This is a genomic window from Flavobacterium sp. IB48 (assembly GCF_016405855.1).
GTDB lineage: Bacteria > Bacteroidota > Bacteroidia > Flavobacteriales > Flavobacteriaceae > Flavobacterium > Flavobacterium ginsengisoli.
In genome coordinates this window covers 310524-333189 of record NZ_JAEFCA010000001.1, presented here as the reverse complement: position 1 = coordinate 333189, position 22666 = coordinate 310524, and the positions used below count along the sequence as shown (strand labels likewise).

Below are 22666 nucleotides of genomic sequence, written 5' to 3'. Positions count from 1 at the left end.
AAGTTCTGTATTTAAATTTCTACGCTCACTTGAAGAAAAATGGGAACAGCTTGCATTATTTTTCTTTGTATTTGATTCTATTTTTAACAATTAAAATTGTTAATGTGTTATTATGACGCAATGTACTTATTTTTTTTAAATTTGATTTTAAATTTTCGTTAAAATTGTAGTTTCAACACTTCTGTTTTATTGAAAATCGGTTCTTTGTTTTTAGAAGATATTTCGGTTTTATAAAAATGAAGTAAATTGCAGAGTTATTAGAAGAAAGAATTTATACCAATCTGATGCTAAAGGACATTATAGATAATAACGAAAATTACCAGCCAGGGCTGTCTATAGACTGTGTCATTTTTGGCTTTCATGATAATCAGTTAAAAGTTTTATTGATTAAAGTGGAACGAGCCAATAAATGGTCTTTGCCTGGTGGTTTTATCCCTGTAGATCAAGATATTGATACGGCTGCAATCACGGTATTGAATAGCAGAACTGGGGTTGATGGTGTTTTTTTAAGACAATTTGCAACCTTTGGAAAAGTAGATCGTAACAAACAGCACTTTGATAAAAAGACGTTGGAATATCTTAAAATTGAAGAAGCAAAAGGAAAATGGCTCCTGCGTCGTTTTGTCACGATTGGATATTATGCCTTGGTAGATTTCTCTAAAATTCTTCCAAATCCGGCCGGCAGGCATGAAGTTGTAGAATGGATTGACCACAAAGAAGTTCCTGAACTTATTTTAGATCATCGTGAAATTTTGGATAAAGCTCTAGATACTTTAAGAATCGAATTGAACTTAATGCCAATTGGTTACAACTTATTGCCTGAGAAATTTACAATTCCAGAATTGCAAAAATTGTATGAAACGATTTTGGATAAAAAGCTAGACCGAAGAAACTTTTTGCGTAAAATTACCAATATTGGAATTCTGACCAAATTGGATGAAAAGAAAAGCAACGTAGCGCACAAAGCTCCAAACTTATATTCTTTTGATAAAGAAAAATACGATGAAGTGCTGAAAAATGGATTGAACCAAGGTTGGTAAGAGTGAGTTTTAATCTTTAAAAATTGTGATTATGGTTTCAATTGAAGAAGTTAGGAAATTAGCAATGTCATTTCCAGATGCAACCGAAGGACCTCATTTTACAAAAACTTCCTTTCGAATCAAAAAGAAAATCTTTGCCACTTTAGACGAAAAAAGAAATCAGGTAGAAATAAAATTAAACGAAATAGATCAGTCTGTTTTTTGTGCGTCAAGCGAAAAAATTTTCCATGAAGTTCCAAATAAATGGGGTAAACAAGGTTGGACAATTGTCGAACTTTCAAAAGTAAGACCCGAAATGTTTGAAGATGCGCTGATACTTTCGTATGAAAATGTTGCGACAAAAAAGAAGTAAAATTTTATCTCACAATAGTTCTAAAAGTCAAATTTACTCTTGGTTTTTGAGTGCTTTTTGTAGGAGGCAATCGATGCAACCAATGCGTTTGCGTTTCATCTTTCATAACCAATAAACTTCCGTGTTCCAGAATTAGAGAAACAGTTTCTTTAGATTCTTTATGTTTAAATGCAAATTTACGCTCGGCACCAAAACTTACAGAGCCAATCGCTCCATTTTTCTTTAAATCTTTTTCAGCGTCGCTATGCCACGCCATTCCCTCTTCGCCAGTATGGTATAAATTTAGCAAACAAGAATTAAAAATTTCACCTGTTTTCTCTTCAATGATTTTCTTTAATTCTAAAAGTTCAGGAGTCCAAGGCAACGCTTTTTTTGTGGTATTCGAATACGTATACTCAAATTCCTGATTGCCATACCAAGCTACTTTTCGTTTGGTTAAGATTAATTTCCCGAAGATTATTGCCTCGTCATTTTTCCATTCGATTGTGTTTAGTAAAGTGTCACGATAGAAATCGGCTTCTGTTTTAGAGAATAATCTTCCATAATAATTTACGGTTCCATCTTTCGGAAGCAGATTGGTTGTTTCGTCTATTTGAGGATTAAATAAGTCCATTTTTCCATTTTTGATATTCTGATTTCATGCAATGTCCGCAAGGTCTGAAACCATTTTCTCTCGCTTCATTTTCAGATAAAAAGAAAACCCGATTTTCTCTTTTCATTCTTTTCCCCGAAGAACATTTCAGTGTTCCGTAGATTTTTAATTTCTGGTTGCCACCGAAACAAATTTCGCCTTTTTTAATTTTATTTAGAAGGTCCAAATCGGTTATTTTGCTATGTTTTACCATTTATTTTTATAGATATTTTATTCTGTAGAGACGCACCGCAGTGCGTCTACGCAAAGATTGGTTTTTAATCAGCCACAGATTAGAGGAATTATTATGATTAAAAATCTGTTTAATTCTTTGGTATCTGCGAGGAAAATGTCTTTGTGGATTACGTTGTGTAGATGCATTGCAATGCGTCTTTCGAGTGGATAAATTTCTCGGAAAGTCGCGAAAACGCAAAGTTTTTTGATACAGTTTCTATATAGTTTGTCATTTCGACGAAGGAGAAATCTTCGCAAGTAACTCCGTAACGAAAATCCAATTTTTGTCGAGCTTCTCGAGAAGATTTCTCCTTCGTCGAAATGACATAAAATGAGAAAAAAACTTTGCGTCACTGTACCTTTGAACCTTAATTTAACGCATCATGAAAAATAATACCTAACGTATATCTTTCACCAGAATGCACTTCGCTTACACCATGTTTCATGTTTACACGATAGTAGCCTTTCGTGCCTTTTACAGGTCTAAAATTGGTTGTAAAAACTAAAACATCTCCCTTTTTGGGTTTCAAAACAATGGCTTTAGATTGTGCTCGTGGAGTTTGCTGTGTCAAAACAAATTCACCACCCGTAAAATCTTCATCGGGTTCGTTTAGGAAAAGCACAATTTGAATAGGAAAATAAACATCACCATACAAATCCTGATGTAAAGTATTAAAACCGCTTTTTCCATATTTTAGAATTAGAACTGTAGCTTTGAGCTGGTTATTGTCATGACATTGTTTTAGCAAATCTTCATGTTTCTCTGGAAATACCGTGTCAATATTTAAAACTTTCATCCAAGAATTAGCAATTGGAGCCAGTTTAGGATAAATCGAAGACCGAATTTTTTCAATCAAATCAGGAAGAGGATAATTAAAATATTTGTATTCTCCTAAACCAAATCGATAACGTTCCATAACAACTGTTTTTCGATATAAATTGGGATTGTCATAATCAAATTTTAAGTCTTCGCATTGTTCATTATTCAACACATTTGAAATAATAGCAAAGCCATTTTCGTGCATAGATTCGGTAATGCTTTCCCAGTTTTGAGAAGCAATTTTTGATTGTATATTTTGCATAAAGAAGTTTTAGATTGAGATTTTTTTCCGCCACAAATTCACGAATTGTATTCGCATAGATCTAAAAAATCGTGAATTTGGGGCAAAAAAACTATGGATTTATTTGTGCACCTTCCCAACCAATAATAGCAGTTTTTCGGGTGTTCCCCCACATATAACCGCCAAATGTTCCCGAAGATTGAATAACGCGGTGACAAGGAATTAAAAATGCAACAGGATTACTTCCAATTGCTGTTCCAACCGCGCGAGAAGCATTTGGTTTTTGAATTTGATGTGCAATAGAACCGTAAGTAGAAAGCTGTCCCATTGGGATTTTTAGCAAAGCTTCCCAAACTTTCAATTGAAAATCGGTTCCTTTTAAATGCAATTTAATTTCTGATAATTTACTCCAGTCGTTTTGAAAAATGAATAAGGCATTTTGTTGAGATAAATCCAGTTTTTTCGAAAATTGGGCATTCGGGAATTTATCTTTTAAAGCGATAAATCCAGTTATTTCATCTTCGGCGAAAGCCATAAAACAAACGCCTTTTGAAGTAGAGGCAACAACAATATTTCCAAACGGACTTTCGGCAAAACTGTAGTTGATTTCAAGATTTTTTCCTCCGTTTTTATATTCGGCAGGTGTCATACCTTCAATATTTACAAATAAATCATGTAGACGACTTGTTCCTGAAAGTCCTGTTTCAAAAGCTGTTTCAGAAATGGTTGCCTGACTTTCTTTGAGTAGTTTTTTTGCGTGTTCGATGCTCGTATATTGTAAAAACTTCTTCGGACTCGTTCCTGCCCATTCGCTAAAAAGACGTTGAAAATGAAATGGACTTAAATGTACTTTTTCTGCAACTTCATCCAGATTGGGCTGATCTTTAAAATTAGCTTTGATATAATCTATAGCTTCAGCGATACGATTATAATTGATGGTTTCCTGTGTATTCATCTTCATTCAATTTTATAATACAAATATCGTTTGGTTTTTAAAGGTATAAAATCCGAAACTTGCTGAAATTGCTTTTATTTCAAGTTTCAAGTTTCAAATCTAAAATCTACAACAATTAAAAAAGTACTTTTTTCATTTTATAATTTATGATTTCTACTCCTTTTAAAATGTTTTTTTGTTCTGCTTTTACAATATAACCTTTCTTCTCAAAAAACGGTTTTGCAGTTATGCTTACATCAGAAGTTATAAATTTTGAATGATTTTTTTTAGCTTCGAATTCTAATTTGTTTATAATTTTATCTGCAATTGCTTGGCGTTGAAAGTCTTTATGAATAAACAATAGATCAATATAGTTTTCGTTTTTTAGAGTTCCAAACCCAACAATTTTATTGTCAATAATTGCCAATTCGATAAATTGTGTGTTAATTACATCGAGCCAACGTTCTTTGTTTTTTGCACCAGAAACCCAAACCTTAATTTGCTCTGAATTATAATCGCTTTTGCAAACAGATTGAATGGTTTCTGCAAATAATTTTTGCATTTCTTCTAGATCAGAAAGTAGAGCTTTTCTAAAAAACATTTTTTGAAATTTAAATTAATGTGCCGTTGTTTTAGAAAAAACATTGATCACAATAACACCAATTACAATTAATGCAAGACCTATAATTGCTGGCAAATCTGGAATTTCTTTAAAGAAAATAGCGCCAATAATCGTAATTAAAACAATGCCGACTCCAGACCAAATCGCGTAAGCAAAGCCAACAGGAATGGTTCTAATGGCAAAACTCAAACAATAAAATGCACCGCAATAGCCAATTATGGTAATAATACTTGGAAGCAGTTTGGTAAATTCTTCGGATTTTTTTAATGCTGAAGTAGCAATGATTTCGAAGATTATAGCGAGAAATAAAAATAGAAAATTCTTCATAGTTCACTTTTTTACAAAGGTAAATTTTAAAGCTGAAAATTATTTAAGATTATCTGTTTTAGAAGAAACACTTATTAGCTTGTATCCGTTTTCTGTTCTTAAAAATTCAAAATGATCTTGCCCGCGATCGGTTTTGTTTTTTGGATTGATAACAATATCCATTGTTGGATAAATCCAATCTTTAGATTCGTTACAATTATTGAAATAAATGTCGTATTCGTCCGATTCAAAAATAAACTGATTTAATCCGTCAGAAGAAATAAAATAATCTGTTTTTGGATTTTTAAGTTCCTGAAGTTTTAGTTTTAAATAAGTATAATTCTGATTGATAAATTTTGTTTTTGGGGCATGGATCCAGCCGTCTGGTTCTTTCCAATAGGTGATTTTATCGAAAGAATGGTTCTCTAAATTGACTTTAGATAAATCTTTAAGTAAAGTGTTTTCTAGCCAATGTTTAAACTCTTTTTCAAAATTTATAAAAGAATAGTATTGTCCGTCAACTCCAAGAAAGCTTTCTCTTGTTGCATCTTTGCTAGGTTCTTTTGATTTTTCTGCAGAATAGAAATTTAGATTATCATTATAGGCAAAATCTTCAATAAGAATTTTGTTGTTTATATCGATTAAAAACTCTTTCCCACCTTTCCAGAAAAAGTGTTCTCCATCTTGTTGCTTTTCGGCATCTTTTAAAGCACTAATCATTCCGTTTCTTACTTTGGTCAAATTACTGTATTGAGCTGAAATTACAATTTTTCCTTCGCTGTTAAAGACTCCCATTTTATCTGTTTTGCGGTCTTTAAATCTAATATATCCTTCATTTTCACAATCGGGTCCATTGTCAAAAACATACAAGCTGTCTACTCCAACAATTTTTCCCTGTTTGGTTAAATAATAGCTGTTCCATTTGCCGTTTACTTCTTCAGAAACGGCTATTATGTTTTCAAATTTTTGTGCGATTGTAAATCCAGTAAATTTTGGTTCTATTTTGACTACTCCGTTTTTGTCTTTAAATCCAGTAAGCGTGCTGTCTTTATTTGAGAATGCAGTCCAAATGTCATTACTTTGGGCGAATACTGAACAAGTAAAAAGGGCGAATATAAAAAGAGCAATAATCTTTTTCATGTGAAATGAATTTATCTAAGATGAACTTCTGCTTCGTTGTTTTTTGATTCTTCAAAACAGTCGGAGCAAAGCATTTTGAAATCGGCGAGAGATTGAAAAGTTTCTGTCCATTCTTCACCATTATCCAAAAGATATTGCTCGCAGGAACCGCACCAAGCAATTTGTGGAAGATCATCGTCGGCTTCTGAATAGAAAAATCCGACTTGATTTTTTGAATCTATTGCAGTTGCGATATGAATGCAGGTAAAAGACATTTCTTTTGAACCGTGAATGTCACAGGAAATTTTTTCGATCATTTTTTGAATTTAAAAGGCTTTAAGTTCAAATTTAAAGTTATAAACTAAAAAAACTGTAAATGTCTTGTTAATTTAAATGGTTCTTGGTTTACGTGTGCGTGAGGGATAGGAGCAAACTACCGAAGTAGTGCGGATAGCCCGACGGCATTGCGACAAGAGGGCGAATAAGCAGAAAGTATTTTTGCCCTCTTGTCGTGATGATGGCACGCCCAGATAATTTTTTTGTCTGAAGTGTCAGTTTGTTTAAAAAAACAAAACCTAAAGCTATATTTTTTTAAGGATTAAGGGATAAGCCCACGCTAAAAAAGAATCTCACTTTGTCGATGTTGTTGATCCATGAAGTATCAAAGTGGATTGGGCCTAAAATGGATTCGTAAGATATGGCCGCGCCTCCAGATATTACTAGGCTTGGTTCAATATTATCGTCCCAGTTGCCTTTTGGATTAAATGCATGGTTAATATAATTGTCAAAAGTACTGAAACCAACTGTAGCAATATTAAAATGGGGGGTTAGGTAAATTTTTCCGATAAGATTTATTTGAGATCCCAGTTTGAGCCCCATATATTGTGTAACATTGAGCTCGTCTTCGTGCAGGCCAGGCAATTGAAAGCGGTTACTTCCGGAGCTTGGAATTATTCCGCCTAAGAAATATTTTGAAGCATAACCAAATTCTGAAAATGAAATTTGATCTTCTTTAAGTTTATCCTGAAAAATAAAATAAGAATCAAACCCTATAATTCCTGTGATTTTCTTTTTTAAGAGTGCTCTTTTTTCAAAAGTAAAACCAAATTTAGTATAATTATTTGTCGCTCCAGAAATGTTTGTTAAGGCTGGATCGGAGAAAGTAGCGTTAATATCTGCTAGAAATGATCGTGCGAGATTTGATTTTATAATTGTTCCGTTTGTAGCAAAATATACCTTATCCATATCATTATAAGAATAATGCATGTTGAATTCAATGTTGTGAAAATTGTAATCGTTTATTGAAAGGGAATTCGGATTGTATTCTCGATCATATTTTGGTTTAACATGAGTGTAATGATAGTTTAGGCCAAAACCAAAATAGCTTTTCAGAGAGTTTAGATTTCTATTTATTTCATTGTTAAATTCAAAAGTATTATAAAGCATATTGTCTGAAGCCTTGCCATTAATGTAAATCTCTTGTCTTAATAAGGCGCCATAACCTTCAGTCATCCACCACCATTCTCGGTGTCCACCAAAATTTTTCTGATAATTGATTCTAGCTTTTGGTTGTTCTGCAATATCAGCGGTGATTAAAAGGCGAGAAGCGTCTGCTAGAACGTTTCTTCCGGTGTAGTTAAAAATGATTCCAACACCTCTATAAGTATCATAATGGATTGAGGTGTTCAGTTGGTTTTTAGCACGTTCAAATCCAAACAAAGTAATTCCGAGTTTGTCTTCGTCTTTTATAAAATAACTGTATGTTATCTCTTCAAAAAGATTAGTACCCATAGCCCTGTTAAGACCAGCAATCAAATCTTTTGTGGTATATTTTACATGTGTTTTAAGATTTGCTCTTCCAATTACCAAAGGAAGGTTTTCTGGACTTATTTTTTTGTAGACAATAGTGTCAAGAACAAACTCCTTGGGCATATCAGGCAATTTGTGAGTTCGTTGCGGAAATGCTTTTAACTTTTCAGATAAGGCAACTAAAGCAGGAAGGTTTTGATTTGTTGCTATTTTTCCATCCTTATAGATTTCATTGCTATCGGCAAAATCGGCTGTGGAGAAACGCAGATTGGGCAGATGATCAACTAAAATGGTACATAAATCACGGTTTGCAGGGTTTTTAATATTACTCGGAAACATGCTGGTTTGCATTAATACGGTCATAATATTGTTCAGCTTATCAACGGGCTCCATTCCGCCACCTACGTCACTACCAATAATAATGTCAGCACCCATTTGTTTGGCAACGTCAGTTGGGAAATTATTTAGTACTCCACCATCTACCAATACTGATTTTTCGTAAGGCATTGGTTTAAAAATAGCGGGTAAAGACATACTAGCTCTCATGGCATAAGCCAAACTACCTTTGCTTAAAATGACTTCTTTTCCTTCAGCAAGATCAGTGGCCATAGCCCTAAAAGGTATGGAGAGACTGTCGAAATCTTTAACATTATAAACAGGAAAGGTCAATTCAGAAAGATATTCTCTAAGATTTTGATCGTTTAATAAGGAACCAATACTATTAAGTTTTCCGTCTTTAATGCCTATTCCAACTAAATAGCGTTGAAATTCTCTTTTTTCTTCGGCACTTACAGATCGCAACGATTGACCTCCGCCAAGGAGTTTATCCCAGTTAATGTTTTTGGTCATTGTTTCGATGCTATCTCCAGAATAGCCCATTGCATACAAACCGCCAATGATGCTTCCCATACTATTTCCAACAATAAGATCTGGAACGATGTGGAGTGAATCTAATTTTTGCAAAAGAGGAATATGTGCAATTCCTTTTGCGCCGCCACCGCTTAGTACTAACACAACTTTAGGCTTTTTTTCCTGAGAAAAAATAATTTGTGGGAGACTTAGTAAAAATAAGAAGACGAGTAAATAAGATGTTTTTTTCAATTTTTTACTATTTAAGTATTTGATAAATAGATTCTTATTCTGGTTATTAAAAGTAAGCAGATATTTATAAAAGTACAATTTTTTGATAGAAATGTTTTGCCTGAAACATAAAAACAGAAAACCCGACAGGTTTTAAAAACCTGTCGGGTTTGAATATGTAATAAATCTAAGATCTACTCCCGATAACTATCGGGATTAAATCTAAAATAGATTAATATCTGTAGTACTCTGGTTTGAATGGTCCTTGAACTTCAACACCAATGTAAGCAGCTTGATCTTCTCTTAGAACTTCAAGTTCAACACCTAATTTAGCTAAGTGTAAAGCAGCAACTTTTTCATCTAAATGTTTTGGTAACATGTAAACTTCATTTTTGTAAGCTGCACTGTTATTCCATAATTCAATTTGAGCTAAAGTTTGGTTTGTAAATGAGTTACTCATTACAAAACTTGGGTGACCTGTAGCACAACCAAGGTTTACTAAACGACCTTCAGCCAAGATAATGATATCTTTTCCGTTGATGTTGTATTTGTCAACCTGAGGTTTTATTTCGATTTTAGAAGCACCGTGGTTTTTGTTTAACCAAGCCATATCAATTTCGTTGTCGAAGTGACCAATGTTACAAACAACAGTTTTGTCTTTCATTTGTTCGAAGTGCTCTCCAAGAACGATATCTTTGTTTCCTGTAGTTGTAATGATGATATCAGCATTAGCAATTACAGTGTTTAATTTTTTAACTTCATAACCGTCCATTGCAGCTTGTAAAGCACAAATTGGATCGATTTCAGTAACTGTTACAATAGAACCAGCACCTCTGAAAGAAGCAGCAGTTCCTTTTCCAACGTCACCGTATCCACAAACAATAACTCTTTTTCCAGCCAACATTAAGTCAGTTGCACGACGTACAGCATCTACAGCAGATTCTTTACATCCGTATTTGTTATCAAATTTAGATTTAGTAACAGAGTCGTTAATATTGATAGCAGGCATTGGTAAAGTTCCAGCTTTTACTCTTTCGTAAAGTCTGTGAACACCAGTTGTAGTTTCTTCAGAAAGACCTTTAATTCCAGGAACTAATTCTGGGTAACGATCAATAACCATATTAGTTAAATCTCCACCATCATCAAGAATCATGTTCAATGGTTTTCTTTCTTCACCAAAGAATAAAGTTTGCTCAATACACCAATCAAATGACTCTTCGTCAAGACCTTTCCAAGCGTAAACTGAAATTCCAGCAGCAGCAATAGCAGCAGCAGCTTGATCTTGAGTAGAGAAAATGTTACAAGAAGACCAAGTAACTTCTGCACCAAGAGCAATTAAAGTTTCGATCAAAACAGCAGTTTGAATCGTCATGTGTAAACATCCAGCAATACGAGCACCTTTTAATGGTTGTTCGTCTTTGTATTCAGCACGAAGTGCCATTAAACCTGGCATTTCAGCTTCAGCTAGTTCAATTTCTTTTCTCCCCCAAGCCGCTAGAGAAATGTCTTTTACTTTATAAGCCACATAAGGCGTAGTCGTTGTACTCATTTATAGTATATTTGTATTGTAAAATTTTTGCAAATTTAGGGAATAGCTTTTGAATTTTACTAATTTCTGTCAGATTTGTGAAATCTTTAATTTCTTAATCTTTAGAAAGTTAGTTGTAAAGGTTTTTAAAAGCTAATTATGCTATCTCCTGCATCTTTTATGCAGTGTCGATCGAGTAAGTACTTGTATTGCATATATAGAGAAAGAATAATTAATTAGATGAAATTTTTTAAATATATATTAATAGTTGTTTTTGTTTTGTTTTTAACAAAGGTGTGTAATAGACTTATTGAACCAGAGACAGTAATGATTGCAGGGGAAGAGGTGTCTTTGGAAAATCCGTGGAGAAAACCTACGGAGGCAGAGAATTTAATATTTAGTAAATTAGTGTTTAGTAAAGAATTAGATAAGTGTGAGGATCTTTTTTTGAAAGAAATTTATAAAAACACTTATATAGCAGCTTGTAAGAAAGCAAATAAAAAGTGGAATTTTTACTATGTAATGCCTTATGAAAATGATATTACAGGTTTAAGTTCAGAAGTAGAAGATGATATAACTCCTCCAAATTAAAAGTAATGCCATTATATAAAACCATACAATTTAACAAAACAACCAAGATCTTAATTTGGGAAATAACAGAATCTCTTGAAGAATTATTGAGTAAAGTGGTATTGAAAGAGAAAACGCAAAAGAGATTGGAAGGAATGAAGTCTCAAATGCATCAGCGTGCTTTTTTAAGTGTTCGAATGCTGATTCAGGAAATGGGTTTTACTGATAAAGATTTGCATTATGACGAGTTTGGGAAACCATATTTTGATTGTCATAACCATATATCAATTACGCATTCGTACCATTTTTCGGCAATTATTATAAGTGACGAAAAAGTTGGAATTGATATGGAATTGCAACGCGAAAAAATTCAGAGAATTGCAGATAAATTCACTGATTTTGAATGCAGTTATTTAAAACCAGAATTTGTAGAAGAATACATAAAAAAACTTACCGTGATTTGGGGAGCCAAAGAGGCAATCTTTAAAATTAGAAATGAAAAAGGTATCAGTTTTAAAGACCATATCAACGTTAATAATTTTTCTTTAAAGGAAAATCAAACCGTTTCTAGCCTCCATTTTGATGATTTGATAAAAGATTTTGATGTACATTATCAGGAAGTCAGATCGGATAATTTTGAAGGGATATTTACTTTGGTTTATGCCTTTGAAAAATAACTTTTAAGGCGCAGTATCAGGTTTCATAATTTGCGATGAGTTATTTAAACTTCACTTTCTTTTTGGCGATGCTGAAACATACTCATATATAAAAAAGTACTCATTTTTTGAGCGCGTCTTTTTAATGTATCGGCATTTTCACCTTCAAAATGTTCATCAATAGTTTGGAACCAATGATTAAGCCAGATTCCAAATTCGTTTGGTGTAATTTTTTCGTCAAAATGAGCATCAACCTCATTGTGAACCTCATGTGGATTTCCTTTGTATTTGCGAACGCCAAATAGGTTTGTTTCCCAAAAATCAGTCAGCTTTTCAAGATGTGCATCCCAATCAGAAATCATTTCATTAAAATAAAAGCCGATTTCTTGATCGGCTCTTATTTTATCATAAAATTGATGTACTAAAAAAGATACATCAGCTCTATTTTCTATTTGTTTTTTCATAGAATCAAACTATTTAAAAGTATAAAAAACAAGCTTAAAGTTGCGCTTAGCATAATAAGATTGAAAACTACTTTATGTTTCATTTGTGCCAATATAGATGTATTTGCAAAAACACAAGCTAAAACAATAATTCCTAATTGAATCATTTGCGGGATAGAAGTTCCGTTGGCTAAAACATACATAGCAGCAGCGCCTCCTAAACAGCTTTGTCCAATTACTGCCATTGCAGCAGAACCCATATAATTTCTATTGAAAATGTCGAATGTTGTTTGATATAGTGTCATGATATTCAGTTTTTTATATGAACAAAATTACGACGACAATAGTGTTGCATTTTATGACTTTAATCATAAAATGGGATTTTTTTTATCTGTATACTTTTCGGTTAATAATTTTCAATTCTCCTTTTTTCTCCAATGCTTTTATGGTTCTAATAACGGTTTCTACACGTAAACCAGTTAAATCTCCAATTTGCTGTCTGGTAAAATTGATAAGATAACCATTTTTATCTTTTTGAAAGTTGAAGTAAGCAATTCCGTGATCTATAAGTTTCAATACGCGATGTTCTGGCTCGTGTGTTGAGATTTCTGCGGCCATAATCGATTTATAATACAATCGCTGCGCAAGATTCTCAATTACTTTAATGCTTACTTTTGGATTTTCTTCTAAAAGTTTCATGAAGTTCTCTTTCGGAAGAATAAAAATTTCTGCATTTTCTACCGCAATTGCGTTTGCTGGATATTTTTGATTTAAGAATAAAGGAGGTTCGCCAAAAGATTGTCCATTGTAAAATATTCCTTGAATAAATTCACGTCCGTCATCATTGTAATTGCTCATTTTTATTTCGCCAGAAATAACTTGGTAATAATGTAATGGAAGATTTCCTTCTTCAAAAATAATATCATTTTTATCGAAAGATTTTTTAACTACACCGTATTTTTCTAGTAATTCTACTGTAATCATAATGCATTGTTTACGTTATCAAAAGACGTACAACAAATATAATTCATTCAAAATAGTTCTTCTGCACTAAAAATCTTTTACTTTTACACCTTGTATGCAAGAACAAATTCTCACTATAAGACAACAGATTTTAGAAGCTAAAAGCAATGGCCAAAAATTACTGGCAGTGCTTTTGGATCCTGATAAAATTGTATTGGAAAATGTTAATTATTTAATTGAAAAAATTAATGGTTCGCCTGCAACTCATATTTTTGTTGGAGGAAGTATTGTTCAGAATAACATTTTAGAAGAATTGATTTCGGAGTTAAAGCAAAAAACGAATCTTCCTGTTATTTTGTTTCCTGGAAATCCTTCTCAGATTTCGCCAAAAGCAGATGGTATCTTATTTTTATCGTTATTATCTGGTAGAAATCCAGATTATTTGATAGAGTACCAGGTTCAAGCCGCTCCAATTCTTAAAAAAACAAATCTGGAAGTCATTTCTACAGGTTATATTTTAATAGAAAGTGGTAACGAAACTGCTGTGGCGCGTGTAAGTAAAACAAAACCCTTAAGCAGAGAAAATCTTGAGTTGGTTTTGGCAACAGCGCAGGCAGGGGAAATGTTAGGAAACCAAATGATTTATTTAGAAGCGGGAAGCGGTGCAAAAGAGCCTGTTCCGACAGAAATGATTGAGATGATTTCTCAAAATATTGAAATTCCTGTTATTGTTGGTGGAGGAATTGTAGATTTGCAGGGAATTCAGAAAGCCTATAAGGCTGGTGCAGATTTGGTTGTTATTGGAACAGCTTTTGAAAACAACAGTCATTTTTTTGAACAATAAACGCCAAATACCACATCTCTAATGATAGATTTTTTTTTAGACAGTTATAAAAATGCACCGCTATGGCATATTGCTTTAGAGTTTTTAGTATTTGTTTGCGGAATTTTAAGTGTTTGGTTTGCTAAAAAAGAAAACATTTGGGTGTATCCAACAGGATTAATTGCAACTGTTATATCAGTTTATCTGCTTTATATTGCAGGTTATATAGGAGACATGATTATTAATGCTTATTTCTCAATAATGAGCATTTACGGCTGGTATGTGTGGGCAAAAGGCGGAACAGCCGAAGACAATTTGCCAATTACCCGTACAAATTTTAATGAAAAAATAATCGGAATCTTACTGTTTATTGTAACTGTTTTTGTAGTTTTCGGGATTTATAAATATTTTGATTATGAAATTCATAAAGACAATTATGTTGATATGATTTCGTCTGGAATATTTTTTGCTGGAATGTGGTACATGGCCAGAAAAAAAATAGAAAACTGGACACTTTGGATTATTGGTGATATTATTGTTGTGCCTCTTTATGCTTATCGCGGCTTAGGGATGTTGTCACTTCAGTATATAATTTTTACAATTTTGGCTATTTCAGCTTATTTAGAATGGAGAAAGATCTTAGACAGCAAAAAACAACCATCATAAAAATTGCTTTGTTTGGGCCTGAAAGTACAGGCAAAACAACCCTAGCAAAACAGCTTGCAGATTACTACGAAACAGAATGGGTTCCTGAATTTGCACGTGATTATTTGCAAGAAAAATGGGAAGAAAACCAGCATATTTGCGTAGCAGATGATATGATGCCAATTGCATATGGTCAGACTGCATTGGAAAATGAAAGATTAGCAAAAGCAAATAAATACTTGTTTTGTGATACCAATTTGATGGTAACCAAAGTGTTTTCTGAAATGTATTACGGTTTTTGTGATCCGCTTTTGAATGAAGCGGCACTAAAACACGAATACGATTTATTTTTCCTTACAGATATTGATGTTCCTTGGGAAAAAGACGATATTCGTGATACTCCTGAAGGTAGAGAAAGCGTATTTTCTGTTTTTAAACAGACTTTAATAGATACCAATAAACCTTTCATAATTTTATCTGGAGATAAAGAAACGAGATTAGCGAAAGCAATATCAATTATTGATAATTTGACTATTGCAAAAGAGCATAATTTCTTGCCAAGTGATTTTGTACAGATATACAATAGAGGAATTTCTTTTGATGCTATTTTAAAACAATTAGAGTTTTTTGAAAACGGAATTGTAAAGAGCAATTTAGTGAGTCCTGCTAAAATTGGTAATGGAATTCTAAGTTTATCAGAAAAAGATTTTGAAGAAAAAGCTGTTTTTTTTGATGACCAAAAAGAAAAATTAAAGATTAAAAAGTTTGTTCCGGCTTCTGGTGCGGCAACAAGAATGTTTAAGTTTTTGACGGCTTTTTTGAATGATTTTGATATTCAAAAAGAAACAATAAACGGTTATATCAATAGGAAAAAAGATAAAGAATTAGCCATTTTTATTATCGGAATGGATAAGTTTCCTTTTTTCAAGACGGTAGATCAAAAATTAAGAGAAATATATCCTGATTTTGAAACTCTCGAGAGAGATTATAAGAATTATTATTTTATAAAATTATTATTATCTCCAGACTATTTTGATTTTGCTAATAAGCCAAAAGCAGTATTGCCTTTTCATTTATATGAAACTCATATTGCAAATCCAATTGAAGAACATTTAAATGAATGCATACATTATGCAACTTCAAACAAGGTATCCAATTTGCATTTTACAGTTTCAGAAATTCACCAAAACTTATTTTATAAGGGAGTTGATGAGGTTATAGAAAAAATTGAAGAACCATCTGGTGTAAAAATCAATATCGGATACTCATATCAAAATAAAAGCACTGATTCTATTACTATCGACGAAGGAAACAAATTGGTAAAGGATAAAAATGGTAGTTTAATTTTTAGACCAGGCGGGCATGGAGCTTTGATTGAAAATTTAAATGATCTTGATGCTGATGTGATTTTCATTAAAAATATCGACAACGTAATTCAGAACCATATTGATAAAATTACATTGTACAAAAAAGCATTGGCAGGCGTTTTAATTGAAGTGCAGCAAAAGGTTTTTTCTTATTTACAATTAATTGACCAAAATAAGATTGAAGAAAATCATTTAGCAGATATTGTTCTATTTTTAAAAGAAGAGCTAAATGTTGAGATGAGCAATGATTTCAATAAATTTACTTTTGAGAATAAAATAAGTAAGATTAAAGAACTTCTAGATAGACCAATTCGTGTTTGCGGAATGGTAAAAAATGAAGGAGAACCTGGAGGTGGCCCGTTTTGGGTGATGAATGATAAAGGGGTGGCTTCTCTTCAAATTGTAGAAACATCTCAGGTAGATTTGACAAGTAAAAAACAGCAGTCAATTTTAACTGAATCAACGCATTTTAATCCAGTAGATTTAGTTTGCGGTATTAAAAATTATAAAAACGAAAAGTTTGATTTATTGCAGTTTGTAGATCAAAAAGCTGGTTTTATTGTAGAGAAAAGTGTTGACGGGAAAACGGTAAAAAGTTATGAATTGCCTGGTTTATGGAACGGATCAATGGCTAACTGGCTAACTATTTTTGTAGCTGTTCCATTAATTACTTTTAATCCTGTAAAAACAGTAAACGATTTATTGAAAGCGGCGCATCAGCCACAATAATATGGATAGAGAAAAAATCATTTCAGAATTAAACTTTAAAGCCGTTCGAAGCAGTGGAGCAGGAGGACAAAACGTAAATAAAGTTTCGTCTAAAGTAGTTTTGAGTTTTGATCTGAATGCTTCTCAAGCTTTATCTGATGAAGAAAAATTTCTTTTGCTAACTAATATTTCAGGGCGTTTAACTTCTGAAAAGACCCTGATTTTAAATTGCGATGAAGACAGAAGTCAGCTTAAAAATAAAGAAATTGTAACCAAACGATTTTTGGAAATTATCAAAAAGGGATTGTATGTTCCGAAAGTTAGAAAAGCTACAAAAGTTCCCAAAGCTGTAATTAAGAAAAGAATCAAGGATAAAAAGAATATTTCTGATCTAAAACAATCTAGAAGAAAACCGAATATAGAGTAAAATTTCAATTTATAAATTCCAAATTCCAACAACTAAGTTTAATGTCGGAATTTGGAATTTTAATTTCAATCTACTTGAATTTTTGGAATTTGAAATTTTCAATATTGGAATTTAACTTTTTAACATTACATTTGCACTGTCTCAAAGGGGTGCTCCAAATAACGAGCTGAGATCATACCCAAAGAACCTGAGCGAGTAATGTTGCTAAGGGAAAACGACACTATCGAGCGTGCACACTTTATTTTGTCGTGAAACACATTTATTAATTTAACAAAGAATAATTCCCCCTTTTATTCGTAATTCTTTACGAATGAAAACTGTTTTTTTAGGTGCTAAGGCACAGAGGTACAAAGGTTCACAGGCTCAAAATGTAGTCGGAGCCAAATTTGTTTTTTCTTCATTTTCTTTACTCTTTACTCTATTTTCTTTTGCACAACAACAGCAGAAAGATTCTACAAAAGTAAATTCTCTAGATGAGGTTTTGGTTTCTGCAGTTCGTGTTACCTCTAAGACTCCAGTGAGTTTTAGTAATATGGATAAAAAAGAAATTAAGTATAGAAATTTAGGTCAGGATATTCCTGTTCTGATGAATTATATGCCTTCAGTTGTAACGACTTCAGATGCTGGAAACGGTGTGGGTTACACAGGAATTCGCGTTCGTGGAAGTGATGCTACACGTGTAAACGTAACTATAAACGGAATTCCTTACAATGATGCAGAAAGCCAAGGAACATTTTGGGTTAATATGCCCGATTTTGCTTCTTCTGTAGAAAGTCTTCAGTTGCAACGCGGAGTTGGAACTTCTACAAATGGGGCAGGAGCATTTGGAGCAAGTTTAAATTTACTGACCGATAGTTATGCTAGAAAAGCGACAGGTGAAATCTCAAGTTCTGCAGGATCATTCAATACAATTAAAAATACTGTAAAGTTTAGTACAGGTTTATTAAATGATCATTTTGAGATTGCAGGACGTTTGTCTACAATAAAAACGCACGGATATATTGATCGCGGAAGCGCCGATTTAAAATCATATTTTTTGCAAGGAACTTACGTAGGCAAAACGACTTTGATAAAAGCTTTAGTCTTTGGTGGAACTGAAAAAACGTACCAATCTTGGAACGGAATCGATGCAGAGACTCTTAATACAAATCGTACTTTTAATTCTGCAGGAATGTACACAGACGATGCAGGAAATGTTCATTTTTATGATAACGAAACCGATAATTACAATCAGGATCATTATCAATTGCACTGGAGTGAATCTATTTCTGATAAATGGAGTACAAACCTAGCATTTCATTATACAAAAGGAAAAGGATATTACGAAAATTATAAAGAAGATGAACCTGTTGAAGGTTATGGACCAATTCAACCAACAAAAACAGTTGAAGATGATAACGGAAATTTAATTCCAGTAACCGATTTGATTCGTCAAAAATGGTTGGATAATGATTTCTACGGAACGACTTTTTCTGCTAAATATGTAACAGAAAAACTAAATGTTATTTTAGGCGGAGGTTGGAACAAATATGAAGGTGATCATTTTGGAAAAGTAATCTGGGCGCAATACTCAGATCAGTCAGCTTTAGGAGCTCATTATTACGATGATTATTCGTCAAAAACGGATGGTAATGTTTTCGCGAAAGCAAATTATCAATTCACAGAAAAATTAAGTTTCTACGGAGATTTGCAATACAGAAATGTGAAATATAAAGCAAATAGTAAAGAGACTGGTTTGGTAGACGATAATTTTAATTTCTTTAATCCGAAAGCTGGTTTGAATTATGCTTTCAATGAAAAAAACACTTTGTATTTCTCTTACGCACGAGCGAATCGTGAACCAAACAGAACAGATTACGAAGGTGGAAATGTAAAACCAGAAAAACTGAATGATTTTGAGTTAGGATGGAGATTCAATTCAGAGAAATTTCAATTGAATTCGAACCTATATTATATGGGATATAGAGATCAATTGATTTTAACGGGAAGATTAGACGATGTTGGAAACCCGATTCGTGCCAATACAGAGAAAAGCTACCGTTTAGGATTTGAGTTTGATGCGACGATTGCACTTTCTGAGAAATTTACTTTAAGACCAAACTTTACTTTAAGCAGCAACAAAAACGTAGATTTGGCTGTTGATGGAGAATTTTACGGAACTACAAAAATTGCCTATTCTCCAGAAGTAATTGCAGGAAACGTTATTGTGTATAAACCTATGGAGAGATTGTATCTTTCATTACTGCAAAAATATGTTGGAGAACAATACATGAACAATATTGAACTTCCGGCGGCAAAACTGGCAGATTATTTTGTAAACGATTTTAATGCATCATATGAAATAAAACCAAAAACAATTTTTCAATCGATAACAATTACTGCTTTGGTGAATAATATTTTCGATAAAAAATATGTTTCAAACGGAGCTATGTGGGACGTTTACCCATACTATTATCCGCAAGCAGGAACAAATTTCTTAATTGGTTTGAGTTTGAAATTCTAATTAAGCCTAAAAACAAAAAAAGCCTGAAATTATTTTCAGGCTTTTTTGTTTTTAATTGTATACGTGAATTACGGTTCCAGAAGATTCGACACGATATTGTTTCATCGGATATTCTTTTCCGCCAAGTCCTGTATATAAGTTATATTGCGTTTTATCGCAGGAGCAAACAGCGTAAATTCCGTCAATTGTCATAGCTGTGCAAGAAGTTAAAGCTTGGTTTGGGCAGGCCGCATCAAAAGCAGTATAAGTTCCTTCGCCAGTTTTCATGACTATAATCCCTTTTGCGCCATAATTGGCTACATAAACAGGATTACTTGGATATAATAATTTGTTATACGTTGGTAAATTAGTGTCAAGATATGCGTTTATAGAATAATTAGGAATGTAAGGATTGTTGCTACTTCTGTTGTTGTCGCTGCAAGAGAATAAAATAGCAGTAAAAGCGATAAAAAACCAGATTTTTTTCATTATTTGGATAAGAATTAGTTAAAACAAAAATAATTTATTTAGATTTGAAATCTATATGATTAACATATAATTATGTACTATTAAAAATTATAGTATATTTGTGGTAAGAAAATCCCGTCGCGATGGGATTTTTTGTATTTATATAAACGATGAAGTTATGAGTAAAGTATCTTATTATACAGCAGAAGGATTAAAAAAATTAAAAGATGAATTGGAGCATTTAAAAAGTGTAATGCGCCCAAAGGCATCTCAAGATATTGCAGATGCAAGAGATAAAGGTGACTTGTCTGAAAATGCGGAATATGATGCAGCAAAAGAAGCGCAAGGTTTGTTAGAAATGAGAATTTCTAAACTAGAAGAAGTATATGCAAATGCAAGATTAATTGACGAGTCTCAACTAGATGTTTCTAAAGTTTTGGTTTTATCGAATGTAAAAATCAAAAACCAAAGCAACGGAATGGAAATGAAATATACGCTTGTTGCTGAAAGCGAAGCAGATTTAAAAACAGGAAAAATCTCTGTAACTTCTCCTATCGGAAAAGGATTGCTGGGGAAATCTGTTGGAGAAGTAGCTGAAATTACAGTTCCAAATGGAGTTCTTAAATTTGAAATTCTAGAAATCTCAAGAGACTAAATTTAGTTTAACCGTTTAATCGTTAAATCGGTTAAACGATTAACCAAATAAACGAATAAACAATGAGTACAATATTCACTAAAATAGTAAACGGAGAAATTCCAGCTTACAAAATTGCAGAAGACGAAAACTATTTAGCATTTTTAGATGTAAATCCGAATGCTAAAGGACATACGCTTTGTATCCCGAAACAAGAAATCGATAAGATTTTTGATATGGATGAAGAGTTGTATTTAGGTTTAATGAAATTTTCTAAAAAAGTCGCTGCAGCTTTAGAAAAAACAGTTCCATGCAAAAGAATCGGAATAGCGGTTGTAGGACTTGAAGTGCCTCATGCACACGTACATTTGATTCCGTTAAACCACATGGACGAAATGCGTTTTATTGATAAAGTTTCACTTTCAAAAGAAGAATTTGAAGCTTTAGCAAAAGATATTCAATCAAATTTATAAGGTTTCGACTTCGCTCAACCTGACAATAAAGTGAAAGTGCAGTAAAATTTATTACTGCACTTTTTTATTTAATGAAATCTGAAAAGTAGTTCCTTTACCAATTTCAGAATGAAGAACTTTGATTTTACCGTTGTGATACTCCTCGACAATTCTTTTAGTTAAAGAAAGTCCAAGTCCCCAACCGCGTTTTTTGGTTGTAAAACCAGTTTCAAAAATGGTTTTAAATTGTTTTTTTGGAATTCCAGTTCCAGAATCTTTAATATTGATTTTTACCTGATGAGCATCTTGTTCAATTTGAAGATCAAGAGTTCCTTTTCCTTTCATAGCATCAATTGCATTTTTTACTAAATTTTCTATAGTCCAACTGTGTAATGTTGGATTTATCATTCCTAAAATAGGTTCATTTGGGGCCTGAAAAGAAAATGTAACTTGTTTAGAAAAACGAGATTGCAAATATTCATAAGCCGTTTTGGTTTCGTCGACAATATCGTGAAGTTCTAAAACTGGCACTGATCCAATTTTAGAAAAACGATCTGTAATAGTCTGAAGACGTTCTATATCTTTCTCAATTTCGATACTAATAGAAGGATCAATTTCTTCTGTTTTTAAAATTTCAACCCAGCCAATTAATGAAGAAAGCGGAGTGCCAATTTGGTGTGCCGTTTCTTTTGCCATTCCTGCCCAAAGCTTATTTTGAGTTGCCATTTTGGTGCTTTTATAGAAATTATAAATTAATGCAATGCAAAGGAAAATAATAAGAAGCAACGCAATTGGATAATATTTAAGTTTGTTTAGCAACGCAGAATTGCCATAATATAAAGTCTGGTATTTTCCTGGGGCGTATTCAAAAGTGATTGGTTCATTTTCATTTTTAAGCTTATTTAAGAAAGCCGTTCTTTTTTTCTTGTCATTAAGTATTTCATCAGGAACGTTTACAGAACTCACTACATTGTCATAAAGCATTATAATGCCCGGAATAGAAGTATTATTGCTAAAAATCTGAAGAGGCAATTCTACATCAGTGTTTTCATTAGCATTAACCAATGTGATTTGAGCATTTACAAAAAGGTTCATTTTTAAACGCTCCTCATTTTTAAAAATCTGGAAGAAAGTATAAGTATTCCAAAGAATTAGAGAAATGATTATAAAGCAAACCGAAATAATAATCCAGCGCGTAGTATTTGTTCTTTCAGAAAAAGACATATCAGTTATTTTGTGGTATAAATATAACGAAATATACACATTTTATATTTTGCCAATGCTGAAAGATTTTTCGTTTTTATCTGCAAAA

The 22666-nt window shown here is 32.7% G+C and carries 26 protein-coding genes; 11 read left to right on the top strand and 15 right to left on the bottom strand.

What is annotated here, in order from left to right; translation table 11 throughout:
- The first annotated feature begins 284 nt into the window (after positions 1-284).
- Entirely contained in the window at positions 285-1040 is a 756-nt protein-coding gene (locus JC605_RS01555) for an NUDIX hydrolase (RefSeq protein WP_198854566.1), read from the top strand.
- 31 nt (positions 1041-1071) lie between these two features.
- A complete protein-coding gene (locus JC605_RS01550) occupies positions 1072-1392 on the top strand; it encodes an MmcQ/YjbR family DNA-binding protein (protein WP_198854565.1) in 321 nt (106 codons plus the stop codon).
- 4 nt (positions 1393-1396) lie between these two features.
- On the opposite strand, the gene JC605_RS01545 is transcribed toward JC605_RS01550, so the two are convergent.
- The 10 genes from JC605_RS01545 to ahcY form a co-directional block, all read right to left on the bottom strand.
- Positions 1397-2005, bottom strand: coding sequence for an alpha-ketoglutarate-dependent dioxygenase AlkB (locus JC605_RS01545; RefSeq protein ID WP_198854564.1), 609 nt, complete (start codon positions 2003-2005; stop codon positions 1397-1399).
- A complete protein-coding gene (locus JC605_RS01540) occupies positions 1992-2237 on the bottom strand; it encodes an Ada metal-binding domain-containing protein (RefSeq protein ID WP_198854563.1) in 246 nt (81 codons plus the stop codon). The genes JC605_RS01545 and JC605_RS01540 overlap by 14 nt, the downstream gene beginning before the upstream one ends.
- A gap of 388 nt (positions 2238-2625) precedes the next feature.
- On the bottom strand, positions 2626-3339 hold the full coding sequence (locus JC605_RS01535; RefSeq protein ID WP_198854562.1) for a 2OG-Fe(II) oxygenase: 714 nt from the start codon (positions 3337-3339) through the stop codon (positions 2626-2628).
- 91 nt (positions 3340-3430) lie between these two features.
- Positions 3431-4273, bottom strand: a complete 843-nt coding sequence (locus tag JC605_RS01530) for a methylated-DNA--[protein]-cysteine S-methyltransferase (RefSeq protein ID WP_198854561.1) — start codon at positions 4271-4273, stop codon at positions 3431-3433.
- A 115-nt stretch (positions 4274-4388) separates the two neighbouring features.
- Positions 4389-4853, bottom strand: a complete 465-nt coding sequence (locus JC605_RS01525) for a GNAT family N-acetyltransferase (RefSeq protein ID WP_198854560.1) — start codon at positions 4851-4853, stop codon at positions 4389-4391.
- Positions 4854-4868: 15 nt separating this feature from the next.
- Positions 4869-5201, bottom strand: coding sequence for a multidrug efflux SMR transporter (locus tag JC605_RS01520; RefSeq protein ID WP_198854559.1), 333 nt, complete (start codon positions 5199-5201; stop codon positions 4869-4871).
- A gap of 39 nt (positions 5202-5240) precedes the next feature.
- The gene (locus JC605_RS01515) at positions 5241-6320 is read right to left on the bottom strand and encodes a WG repeat-containing protein (RefSeq protein WP_198854558.1); all 1080 of its coding nucleotides are present in this window, start codon (positions 6318-6320) and stop codon (positions 5241-5243) included.
- Positions 6321-6331: 11 nt separating this feature from the next.
- Positions 6332-6616: a hypothetical protein gene (locus tag JC605_RS01510; RefSeq protein ID WP_198854557.1), complete on the bottom strand. Its 285-nt coding sequence runs from the start codon at positions 6614-6616 to the stop codon at positions 6332-6334.
- A gap of 274 nt (positions 6617-6890) precedes the next feature.
- Entirely contained in the window at positions 6891-9122 is a 2232-nt protein-coding gene (locus JC605_RS01505; RefSeq protein WP_370569042.1) for a patatin-like phospholipase family protein, read from the bottom strand.
- A gap of 298 nt (positions 9123-9420) precedes the next feature.
- On the bottom strand, positions 9421-10737 hold the full coding sequence (ahcY, locus tag JC605_RS01500) for an adenosylhomocysteinase (RefSeq protein WP_198854555.1): 1317 nt from the start codon (positions 10735-10737) through the stop codon (positions 9421-9423).
- 219 nt (positions 10738-10956) lie between these two features.
- On the opposite strand from ahcY, the gene JC605_RS01495 reads away from it, so the two are divergent.
- Both JC605_RS01495 and JC605_RS01490 read left to right on the top strand, forming a co-directional pair.
- Positions 10957-11307, top strand: a complete 351-nt coding sequence (locus tag JC605_RS01495) for a hypothetical protein (protein WP_198854554.1) — start codon at positions 10957-10959, stop codon at positions 11305-11307.
- A 5-nt stretch (positions 11308-11312) separates the two neighbouring features.
- Positions 11313-11963 (top strand): 4'-phosphopantetheinyl transferase superfamily protein, encoded by a 651-nt coding sequence (locus JC605_RS01490; RefSeq protein ID WP_198854553.1) that lies wholly within the window; start codon positions 11313-11315, stop codon positions 11961-11963.
- Positions 11964-12007: 44 nt separating this feature from the next.
- Here the strand turns inward: JC605_RS01490 and JC605_RS01485 are convergent, their stop codons facing one another.
- The 3 genes from JC605_RS01485 to JC605_RS01475 form a co-directional block, all read right to left on the bottom strand.
- Positions 12008-12406 (bottom strand): group III truncated hemoglobin, encoded by a 399-nt coding sequence (locus JC605_RS01485; protein ID WP_198854552.1) that lies wholly within the window; start codon positions 12404-12406, stop codon positions 12008-12010.
- Positions 12403-12690: a hypothetical protein gene (locus tag JC605_RS01480; protein ID WP_198854551.1), complete on the bottom strand. Its 288-nt coding sequence runs from the start codon at positions 12688-12690 to the stop codon at positions 12403-12405. The genes JC605_RS01485 and JC605_RS01480 overlap by 4 nt, the downstream gene beginning before the upstream one ends.
- An 82-nt stretch (positions 12691-12772) precedes the next feature.
- On the bottom strand, positions 12773-13369 hold the full coding sequence (locus JC605_RS01475) for a Crp/Fnr family transcriptional regulator (RefSeq protein ID WP_198854550.1): 597 nt from the start codon (positions 13367-13369) through the stop codon (positions 12773-12775).
- A gap of 94 nt (positions 13370-13463) precedes the next feature.
- On the opposite strand from JC605_RS01475, the gene JC605_RS01470 reads away from it, so the two are divergent.
- The 5 genes from JC605_RS01470 (at position 13464) to JC605_RS01450 (ending at position 19821) form a co-directional block, all read left to right on the top strand.
- Entirely contained in the window at positions 13464-14192 is a 729-nt protein-coding gene (locus tag JC605_RS01470; protein WP_198854549.1) for a geranylgeranylglyceryl/heptaprenylglyceryl phosphate synthase, read from the top strand.
- A 21-nt stretch (positions 14193-14213) separates the two neighbouring features.
- A complete protein-coding gene (pnuC, locus tag JC605_RS01465; RefSeq protein ID WP_198854548.1) occupies positions 14214-14837 on the top strand; it encodes a nicotinamide riboside transporter PnuC in 624 nt (207 codons plus the stop codon).
- The gene (locus JC605_RS01460) at positions 14798-16912 is read left to right on the top strand and encodes a DUF4301 family protein (protein WP_198854547.1); all 2115 of its coding nucleotides are present in this window, start codon (positions 14798-14800) and stop codon (positions 16910-16912) included. Before pnuC ends, JC605_RS01460 begins: the two co-directional genes overlap by 40 nt.
- Before the next feature lies 1 nt (position 16913).
- Positions 16914-17318 carry an alternative ribosome rescue aminoacyl-tRNA hydrolase ArfB gene (arfB, locus tag JC605_RS01455; RefSeq protein ID WP_198854546.1) on the top strand — a complete coding sequence of 135 codons (405 nt, stop codon included), beginning with the start codon at positions 16914-16916 and terminating at the stop codon, positions 17316-17318.
- A 310-nt stretch (positions 17319-17628) separates the two neighbouring features.
- Positions 17629-19821, top strand: a complete 2193-nt coding sequence (locus JC605_RS01450) for a TonB-dependent receptor (RefSeq protein WP_198854545.1) — start codon at positions 17629-17631, stop codon at positions 19819-19821.
- Between the two features lie 51 nt (positions 19822-19872).
- On the opposite strand, the gene JC605_RS01445 is transcribed toward JC605_RS01450, so the two are convergent.
- On the bottom strand, positions 19873-20289 hold the full coding sequence (locus tag JC605_RS01445) for a hypothetical protein (protein WP_198854544.1): 417 nt from the start codon (positions 20287-20289) through the stop codon (positions 19873-19875).
- Between the two features lie 157 nt (positions 20290-20446).
- On the opposite strand from JC605_RS01445, the gene greA reads away from it, so the two are divergent.
- Both greA and JC605_RS01435 read left to right on the top strand, forming a co-directional pair.
- Positions 20447-20923, top strand: coding sequence for a transcription elongation factor GreA (greA, locus tag JC605_RS01440; protein WP_111288069.1), 477 nt, complete (start codon positions 20447-20449; stop codon positions 20921-20923).
- Between the two features lie 62 nt (positions 20924-20985).
- Positions 20986-21375, top strand: coding sequence for an HIT family protein (locus JC605_RS01435; RefSeq protein WP_198854543.1), 390 nt, complete (start codon positions 20986-20988; stop codon positions 21373-21375).
- A 51-nt stretch (positions 21376-21426) separates the two neighbouring features.
- On the opposite strand, the gene JC605_RS01430 is transcribed toward JC605_RS01435, so the two are convergent.
- The gene (locus JC605_RS01430; RefSeq protein WP_198854542.1) at positions 21427-22578 is read right to left on the bottom strand and encodes a PAS domain-containing sensor histidine kinase; all 1152 of its coding nucleotides are present in this window, start codon (positions 22576-22578) and stop codon (positions 21427-21429) included.
- Positions 22579-22666: the final 88 nt, after the last annotated feature.